1 protein-coding gene is annotated in these 10,792 nt (G+C 51.4%); it reads left to right on the forward strand.

Annotated features, from left to right (window positions below):
- The first annotated feature begins 21 nt into the window (after positions 1–21).
- The gene (srfAB, locus tag KY305_RS20035) at positions 22–10,791 is read left to right on the forward strand and encodes a surfactin non-ribosomal peptide synthetase SrfAB (RefSeq protein WP_223062748.1); all 10,770 of its coding nucleotides are present in this window, start codon (positions 22–24) and stop codon (positions 10,789–10,791) included.
- Position 10,792 lies beyond the last annotated feature (1 nt).

Here is a 10,792-nt window from a genome sequence, read left to right on the forward strand (position 1 = left end):
AGAAAAAGGTAGAGGTGACGTATGAGCAAAAAATCGATTCAAAAGGTGTATGCACTCACACCGATGCAGGAGGGAATGCTGTATCATGCAATGCTTGATCCGCATTCTTCCTCTTACTTCACACAGTTAGAGCTGAGGATTCACGGAATCTTTCATCTTGAACTCTTTGAAAAAAGCGTAAATGAGCTGATCCGGACTTATGACATTCTGCGTACGGTATTTGTGCACCAGCAGCTGCAAAAACCGCGCCAAGTCGTATTAGCCGAGCGTAAAACGAGCGTGCACTATGAAGATATCAGCCAATTAGATGAAACACGCCAAACCGAATATATTGAACGCTATAAAAGTGACGTGAAGCAGCAGGGTTTTAATCTCGCAAAAGACATTCTGTTTAAAGCGGCGGTTTTCAGATTGAGTGAAGAGCAGCTGTATCTCGTTTGGAGCAATCATCATATCGTCATGGACGGCTGGAGTATGGGCGTTTTGATGAAGAGTCTGTTTCAAAACTATGAAGCGCTCCGGGTCGGGCGCCCCGCAGCAGCCAGTCAGGGCAAGCCTTACTCTGACTATATGAAATGGCTCGGCAGCCGGGATAATGAAGAGGCCGAACAATATTGGAGCAGCCGCCTGGCGGGTTTCGAACAGCCGAGCCTGCTCCCGGGCCGCCTGAATGCAAAAAAGAAAGACTATCAAAATGAAGAATACTCCTTTGTGTGGGATGAAGAGCTGGTGGCGCAAATTCAGCAAACCGCAAATCAGCATCGAGTGACGGGGCCTAACCTCTTTCAAGCGGTATGGGGTGCCGTGCTCAGCAAGTACAACTATACGGACGACGTAGTCTTCGGCACCGTAGTATCAGGCCGTCCTTCAGAAATCAACGGCATTGAAACGATGGCCGGGCTGTTCATTAACACGATACCCGTCCGGGTCAAGATTGACTCAGAAGCCGCCTTCGCTGATGTGATGTCAGCCGTCCAAAAAAACGCCGTTGAAGCTGAGCGTTACGATTACGTGCCGCTCTACGATATTCAAAAGCGTTCTGCCTTGGACGGAAGCCTTTTGAATCATCTGGTTGCGTTTGAAAATTACCCGCTTGATAAAGAGCTTGAAAACGGAGGCATGGAGGACCGTCTCGGCTTTTCCATTAAGGTCGAACATGCCTTTGAACAAACAAGCTTTGATTTCAATTTAATTGTTTATCCGGGCAAAACATGGACCGTCAAAATCAAATACAACGGGGCGGCATTCGATGCTGATGCCATCGAAAGAACGGCAAATCATCTGACCCGCATGATGAAAGCGGCAGTCGAAAAGCCTGACGCATACGTGCAGGATTACGGACTGGTTTCAGAGGAAGAAGAACGGCAGATTGTGGAGGTATTCAATGATACGAAAACAGCGCTGCCGGAAGAAACGGCCGTTCATCGCTTATTCGAAGCACAGGCAAAACGAACGCCTGCCAGCATCGCAGCAAAAGAAGAGGGACGTGAGCTGACATACCGTGAATTGAATGAAGCAGCCAACCGTCTGGCAAGAATTCTCATTGAGAACGGGCTGGAAAAAGGACAGACCGCTGCCATCATGAACGAGCGCTCTGCGGATACCGTCATCGGAATGCTTGCCGTCTTAAAAGCAGGCGGCGCATATGTGCCGATAGATCCGGCTTTTCCGGAGGACCGTCTCCGTTTTATGGCGGAAGACAGCTCCATTCAGCTCGTGCTGACGGTTCAAGCTTATAAAGAACAAGCAGGCACACTGCAAGTTCCGGTCATCATGCTTGACGCCGCTTCAGATGAAACAGTGAGCGGCGCCGATCTGAACCTGTCTGCGGACGGAAACGATCTGGCGTATATTATGTACACATCCGGTTCAACGGGCAAACCGAAAGGCGTCATGATCGAGCACAGAAATATCATCCGGCTCGTCAAGCATTCGAATTACGTTCCGGTTCACGAAGAAGACCGCATGGCGCAAACGGGGGCCGTCAGCTTTGATGCCGGTACTTTTGAAGTCTTCGGCGCTTTGTTAAACGGAGCTGCGCTCTATCCGGTCAAAAAAGAGACGCTGCTTGATGCTTCCCGCTTTGCCGCGTTTCTCAGAGAACAGCGGATTACGACGATGTGGCTGACTTCTCCGCTGTTCAACCAGCTTGCCCAAAAGGATGCAGGCATGTTTAAAACGCTCCGGCATTTAATCATCGGCGGAGACGCGCTTGTCCCGCATATCGTAAACAAAGTCAGAAAGGCTTCTCCAGAACTGTCGCTTTGGAACGGCTACGGTCCGACGGAAAATACAACATTCTCGACCAGTTTTCTCATTGATCAGGATTATGACGGTTCTATTCCGATTGGGAAGCCGATCGGCAATTCTACCGCATACATTATGGACGATAGCCGGAATCTTCAGCCGATCGGGGCGCCGGGCGAGCTGTGTGTCGGCGGAAGCGGGGTTGCAAGAGGTTATGTGAATCTCCCTGAATTAACGGAGAAACAGTTTGTCCAAGACCCGTTCAGGCCTGACGATACAGTGTACCGGACGGGAGACTTGGCGAAATGGCGTCCGGACGGCACGATCGAGTTTCTGGGCAGAATTGACAACCAAGTGAAAGTGCGCGGCTTCAGAATCGAGCTTGGAGAAATCGAGACGAAGATCAGCCAGGCAGATGGCGTCACGGAAGCGGCCGCGATGATTAGAAAGAACAAAGCGGATGAGAATGAAATTTGCGCCTACTTTACCGCAGATCGTGATCTTTCTCAGGAAAGCCTGCGCAAATCACTTTCAGAATCACTGCCTGAATACATGATTCCCGCGTATTTGATTCAAATGGAACAATTTCCGCTGACAGCGAACGGAAAAATTGATAAAAAGTCGCTTCCTGAGCCGCAGGCTGAAGCGGCGCAACAAGAATACGAAGCGCCAAAAACAGAAGCGGAGCAGAAACTTGCGGATATTTGGGAAGGCATCCTCGGTGTAAAAGCCGGTGTGACTGACAATTTCTTTACCATCGGCGGCCATTCTTTAAAGGCCATGATGATGACCGCTAAAATTCAAGAGCAATTTCAAAAAGAAGTGCCGATTAAAGTTCTGTTTGAAAAGCCGACGATTCAAGAACTTGCACAATATTTACAGCAGCATGAGAGCGAGGAGGAGCAGCAGCAGTTTGAACCGATCCGACAAGCGCCTTATCAGAAGCATTATCCTGTATCCTCTGCACAGCGCAGGATGTATATCCTTAACCAGCTCGGGCAGGCAAGCACGAGCTACAACGTCCCTGCTGTACTTTTGCTGGAAGGAACAGTAGACAAAGACCGTCTTGAACAAGCCATGCAGGCATTAATCAACCGCCACGAGACATTGCGCACGTCGTTTGACATGGCGGATGGAGAAGTTGTGCAAATCATTCATAAAAATGTTTCATTTCAGCTGGAGGCTGCCAAGTGCCGGGAAGAAGACGCGGAAGAACTGATGAAAGCCTTTATCCGTCCGTTCGAGCTTAACCGTGCGCCGCTCGTCCGTTCGAAGCTGATCCAGCTTGCAGAAGATCGGCATTTGCTGCTGATTGACATGCACCATATTATTACTGACGGCAGCTCGACGGGCATTTTCATCGGCGATCTGGCGAAGCTTTATCAAGGCGCAGAGCTAGAGCTGCCGAAACTTCACTATAAGGATTTTTCTGTCTGGCAGCGTGAGAAAGCCGATCAGGATAAGCATGAAGCATACTGGCTTGATACATTCAAAGGCGAGCTGCCGGTGCTTGACCTGCCGCTTGATTTTCCGCGTCCGGCCGAGCGGAGCTTTGAAGGAGAACGGGTCATCTTCGGACTTGATCGTCAAGTGACGGCGCAAATTAAAAAATTGCTGGCTGATACGGATACGACGATGTACATGTTTTTATTAGCCGCTTTTCAAGTGCTGCTTTCCAAATATACGGGGCAGGAAGATATCATCGTCGGTTCTCCGACTGCCGGAAGAACACATCCCGATCTTCAAGATGTACCCGGCATGTTTGTCAACACGGTTGCACTGCGGTCACATCCGTTAGGCAAAAAAACGTTCAAGCAATTTTTGGACGAGGTAAAAACGGCCAGCCTTCAAGCCTTCGAGCATCAGAGCTATCCGCTTGAAGAATTGATTGAAAAGCTGCCATTAACGAGAGACACGAGCCGAAGCCCGCTGTTCAGCGTGTTATTTAACATGCAGAACATGGAGATTCCGTCATTGCGATTGGGAGATTTGCAGATTTCTTCTTATTCCATGCATCACCATGTCGCCAAATTTGATCTTTCTCTAGAGGCGGCAGAGCGGGGGGAAGAAATCGGGCTGAGCTTTGATTACGCCAGAGCCTTATTTACAGATGAAACGATCCGCCGCTGGAGCACTCATTTTGTCAATTTGATTAAAGCCTGCGCCGGCAATCCCGAAGTGCGCTTGGCCGATGCAAATCTGCTGTCTCCTGCCGAACAGGACGCGCTTCTGGCAGACGAAAAACGAACGGAAGCGGATCTGCCTGAAGGCGGCACTTATATCTCGCTGTTTGAAGAACAAGCGCAAAAGACGCCTGACCTTACAGCGGTTGTCGGCGGCGGAAACCTGACATACCGTGAGCTTGATGAACAGGCGAACCGTTTTGCCCGCCACCTCCGCGCAAACGGAGCGGGGCGTGAAGACATCGTTGCGATTATGATGGATCGTTCGGCCGAATTGGCCACCGCCATTCTCGGTGTCATGAAAGCCGGCGCCGCGTTTCTGCCGATAGATCCTGAGACCCCGGAAGAGAGAATCCGTTACTCTTTGGAAGACAGCGGGGCGAAGCTTCTCGTCGTCAATGAGAGAAATATGACCGCGGCCGCCGTTTATAAAGGAAAAACGGTAACCATGGAAGGCGGAGAGTGGCGGGAGGAAAGCGCAGAGCGCCTTGAAACAGAGGCGCGTGCCGATCATCTTGCTTATATCATTTATACGTCAGGAACGACAGGAAAACCAAAAGGCGTCCAGCTGGAGCATCGCAATCTTATAAACTATGTCACGTGGTTCAGCCGTGAAGCCGATCTGACGGAAAAAGATAAAGCCGTGCTGCTGTCCTCTTATGCGTTTGATCTGGGATATACAAGTCTGTTTCCGATCCTTCAAGCGGGCGGCGAGCTGCACATTGTGCCGAAAGAGACGTACACGGCGCCTGATCAGCTTGGTGAGTATATACAGCAAAACGGCATTACGTATATCAAGCTGACGCCGTCGCTGTTCCATATGATCGTCAATACATCACGATTTACGAAAGAACGGCATTTCAGCCCGCTTCGTTTAGCGGTTCTCGGCGGCGAAAAAATCATAACGTCTGATGTCCGCAAGTTCCATGAGGTGTATCCGCATACCGATTTCATCAATCATTACGGCCCGACGGAAACGACCATCGGCGCCGTTGCCGGACGGATTGATATGGATCGGCTTGATCAGTATGAAAAACGCCCGATCATCGGCCGGCCAATCGCCAATACCGGGGCGCTTGTTTTAGACAGCTCGATGAGACTTGTTCCTCCGGGAGCAAGCGGCGAGCTGTATATTACAGGAAGCGGGATTGCCAGAGGGTATCTCAACCGCCCGCAGCTGACGGCGGAGAAATTTCTGGCTAATCCGTACTCGCCGGACAGCTTGATGTACAAAACGGGTGATGCCGTCCGCAGGCTTTCTGACGGGACGATTGAATTCATCGGCCGAACGGATGATCAGGTGAAAATCCGCGGCTACCGAATTGAATTAAAAGAGATTGAAAACGTGCTGTTAAGTATGAACGGGATTCAGGAGGCAGTCGTTCTCACAGTCAGCGAAGGCGGGCTGCCGGAACTTTGCGCGTATTATAAAACCGCCGAAAATCTGAAAGGGCCTGAGCTTCGCAAACTGCTTTCTCAAACGCTCCCGTCCCACATGCTTCCGGCCTATTTTGTGCAGGTTGACGAGATTCCGCTGACAGCCAACGGAAAAACAGATAAAAACGCTCTGCCGAAACCGGGCGCCGCTCAAATGGGACATCGTACAACCGCCTTGCCGGAAACCGAACTTGAAGAGAAGCTGTGCCGTATTTGGAAGAATACGCTCGGCATTGACGCACTCGGCATCGACGACAATTTCTTCGATTTCGGCGGGCATTCCTTAAAAGGCATGATGCTCGTTGCCGATATTCAAGCGGAGCTGGACAAAACCGTTCCGTTAAAAGCGCTTTTTGAACAGCCCACCGTCCGTCAGCTTGCCGCTTATATGGAGGCATCAGCGGTATCAGACGGTTATCGGATGATGCAGCCAGCCGCGGCTGCTGATGCGTATCCTTTATCTTCCGCGCAAAAACGGATGTATGTCCTGAATCAGCTTGACCGGCACACAATCAGCTATAATATGCCGTCGGTGCTTCTGATGGAAGGGGAAATCAATATTGCCCGGCTGCAGGAAGCGCTCAATCAGCTTATAAATCGCCATGAATCATTGCGGACGTCGTTTACGGAAAAGGCCGGCCAGCCGATGCAGCAGATAGCGGATCAGGCGGAAATTGAGCTTCACATGCTCGAAGCAGCAGCCGAAGAAAACGCGCACCAGCAGATCAAAGCCTTCATCAAGCCGTTTGACTTAAGTGAGGCCCCGCTCATTCGCGCAGCCCTGATCAGAATAAATGAAAAGAAACATCTTCTGCTATTAGATATGCACCACATTATTGCCGACGGCGTGTCCAGAAGCATTATGGTAAAAGAACTTGCTCAGCTTTACAGAGGCGGCAGCCTTCTAAAGCCGAAGCTGCATTATAAAGACTTCGCCGTCTGGCAGAACGAACCTGACCAATCGGAGCGGATGAAGGAGCATGAGCGTTATTGGCTTTCTGCTTTCGCGGGCGAGCTTCCTGAACTGAACCTGCCGATAGATTTCCCGCGTCCTCCGGTTCAGAGCTTCGAAGGGCAATCGATCCGCTTCAGAGCGGGGCGTAAAACGGAAAAGGCCGTCCGTGAAGTAATGGAAAAAACGGGAGCCACTCTGCATATGGTGCTGCATGCGGCGTTCCATGTCTTTTTGAGCAAAATTACGGGACAGCGCGATATCATCATTGGTTCGGTTACGGCCGGAAGAACGAGCGCGGATGTTCTGGAAATGCCGGGTATGTTCGTCAATACGCTTGCGCTGCGTAATGAAGCGCGCAAAGAGCAGACTTTCGCCGAGCTGCTCGAACAAGTGAAACAAACCAACTTAGACGCATTAGAGCATCAGGATTACCCATTTGAAGATTTGATCGGACAGCTTGACCTTCCTAGAGACATGAGCCGCAATCCGTTGTTTCAGGTCATGGTGACGACAGAAGATCCGGATAAAGAAACACTGGATCTGGAGAACCTGCACATCACGCCGTATCAGTCAAACCAAGGTACGGCAAAATTCGATCTGACACTCGGCGGTTTTACAGATGAAGAGGGACTAGGCCTTCAGCTTGAGTATGCGACAGATTTATTTAAAAAAGAAACGATTGAAAAGTGGAGTGACGGCTTCCTGCGGATTTTGGAGACAGCCGCAAGCCGCCCTGACAGAAAGCTGTCGGCGATCTCACTGGTCAGCGACACAGAAAAACAAACCCTTTTAGACGCATGGAAAGGCAAAACCCTTCCCGTACCGCGGGATAAAACGGTTCACCGCCTCTTTGAAGAAACGGCGGCGCGCTATGCAAGCCGCCCTGCCGTGACATATAACGGCACGACATGGACATACGGGGAGCTGAACGCGAAGGCCAACCGCCTCGCGCGCATTCTCATGGACTGCGGTGTCTCAGCGGATGAACGCGTCGGCATTCTGACGAAGCCGTCGCTGGAAATGACCGCCGGCGTGCTGGGCGTTCTGAAAGCGGGAGCGGCATTTGTGCCGATTGATCCGGACTATCCGGCAGAACGCATCAGCTACATTCTTCAAGACAGCGGCGCGAAGCTTCTGCTGACGCAGGAAGCGTTGAGCGTACCGGACAGCTTCACGGGAGACACGATCCTTCTCAACGGCGTCCGTTCCATTTTGAGCCTGCCGCTTGATGAAAATGACGAAGCGAACCCGCAGACGGAAACCACCGCGGATCACCTCGCTTATATAATTTATACGTCAGGAACGACCGGCCAGCCGAAGGGCGTCATGGTCGAGCACCATGCGCTTATGAACCTGTGCTTCTGGCATCACGACGCATTCGGCATGACGGCTGAAGACAAGAGTGCGAAGTACGCGGGCTTCGGCTTTGACGCCTCCATTTGGGAGATGTTCCCGACATGGACCATCGGCGCCGGGCTTCACGTCATTGACGAAGCAATCCGGCTTGATATCACCCGCCTAAACGAGTATCTCGAAGAGAACGGCGTGACAATCACCTTCCTGCCGACACAGCTGGCCGAACAGTTTATGGAGCTTGAGAACACATCACTCCGTATGCTTCTCGTCGGCGGCGACAAGCTGAAGCGGGCGGTGAAGCAGCCGTATACAATCGTCAACAACTACGGCCCGACCGAAAATACCGTCGTTGCGACAAGCGGCATCATCAATCCGGAGGAAGGCTCTCTTTCCATCGGACGGGCGATTGCCAATACGAGAGCCTATATTCTCGGCGACGGCGATCAGGTGCAGCCGGAGGGCATTGCCGGCGAACTGTGCGTGGCAGGCCGCGGGCTTGCGCGCGGCTATCTGAACCGGGAAGAAGAAACGGCGAAGCGGTTTACTGCTGATCCGTTCGTGCCGGGTGAGCGCATGTACCGGACCGGTGACCTCGTGAAATGGAACGCTCGGCACGGCATCGAATACATCGGCCGCATCGACCAGCAGGTAAAAGTGCGCGGCTACCGGATCGAGCTGTCAGAAATCGAAGTCCGCCTCGCCCAGCTTGCGGACGTTCATGACGCAGCCGTCACGGCGGTCAAAGACAAAGCGGGCAATACCGCGCTTTGTGCCTATATCGCACCTGCCCAATCAGAAATCAAAGCGCTCAAAACCGCCTTAAAAGAAACGCTTCCTGATTATATGGTGCCGGCTTTCTGGGTGGCGATGGACGAGCTTCCGGTCACCGCAAACGGCAAGATCGACAAAAAAGCCTTGCCTGAGCCGGACATTGAAGCGGGCAGCGCGGCGTACAAAGCGCCGGAAACGGAAATGGAGACCCTGCTTTCTGACATTTGGCAGGACGTACTCGGCCTGTCGCAGATCGGTGTAAGCGATAATTTCTTCACGCTCGGAGGCGACTCCATTAAAGGCATCCAAATGGCAAGCCGCCTGAATCAGCACGGCTTCAAGCTGGAAATGAAAGACCTCTTCCAGCATCCGACGATCGAAGAGCTGGTCTCCTATGTGGAGCGGACGGAAGGCAAGCAGGCCGACCAGGGACCGGTCGAAGGCGAGGCGGAATTAACGCCGATCCAGCGCTGGTTCTTTGAGAAAGACTTTACGAACAAGCACCATTGGAACCAGTCCGTCATGCTTCATGCGGCAGACGGCTTTGATCCTGTTTTGGTTGAAAAGACCTTACAGGCTTTAATTGAGCATCATGACGCGCTTCGTATGGTCTACCGTGAGGAACGGGGAAAAATCGTTCAGGCGTATCTGCCTGTGAACGAGTGCAAAACATGCTTTGACATTGTTGACTTGTACGGATCAGACGAAAAGATGCTGAAAAATCAAATTCAGCGCCTTGCCGAGCGGCTTCAAGGCAGTCTGAACCTTGAAAACGGGCCTCTTTTGAAGGCAGAGCAATACCGGACAGAACAAGGCGATCATCTTCTCATTGCGGTTCACCATCTTATCGTTGACGGGGTTTCATGGAGAATTCTGCTGGAGGATTTCGCTGCGGGATATAAACAGGCGCAGCAGCAAAACCCTATCGTATTCCCGCAAAAAACGCATTCCTTTAAAGATTGGGCGGAGGCGCTGAAAACATTTGCCCAATCAAAACAGCTGATGAAGCAGGCGGATTATTGGGCGCAAGCTGACGCAGAACAATTGTCTCCGATACCGAAAGACCGCGAGCCGAATAGGCGTCTTGTCAAACATACGGCATCCGTAAAATGCGAATTGACAGAAGAAGAGACAGCACAACTTCTGACGGATGTTCACCGTCCGTACGGAACGGAAATCAATGATATTCTGCTCAGCGCTCTCGGCTTGACGATCGGTGAATGGACGGAAAACGGCAAAATCGGGATCAATTTAGAGGGGCACGGCCGTGAAGAAATCATACCGAATGTGAATATATCCCGGACGGTCGGCTGGTTTACGGCGCAGTATCCTCTGATTCTTCATATCAACAAAGAGGACGGGGTATCCTCAGTCATTAAAACGGTAAAAGAGACAGTGCGGCGTGTTCCTGACAAGGGCGTCGGCTACGGCATCCTCCGCTATCTGTCAAACGCTGAAGCGGCAAAAGGGTTCACTCCTGACATCAGCTTCAACTACTTAGGGCAGTTTGACAGTGAAGTGAAAACCGAGTTATTCGAGCCGTCTGCATACGATATGGGGCGTCAAGTCAGTGAAGAATCGGAGGCCTTATACGCACTGAGTTTCAGCGGTATGATCACGGGCGGCCGGTTTGTCATTTCTTGCTCTTATAATGAGGGTGAATATGAAAGAAGCACCGTAGAAACGCAGATGGAACGGTTTAAAGAAAATCTTTTGATGATCATACGCCATTGCACGGCAAAAGAAGATAAAGAATTTACGCCGAGCGATTTCAGTGCGCAAGACCTTGAGATGGACGAAATGGGAGACATCTTCGACATGCTTGAAGAGAACTTAACGTGAT

This window comes from Bacillus sp. YC2, assembly GCF_019891195.1.
Classification (GTDB): Bacteria; Bacillota; Bacilli; order Bacillales; family Bacillaceae; genus Bacillus.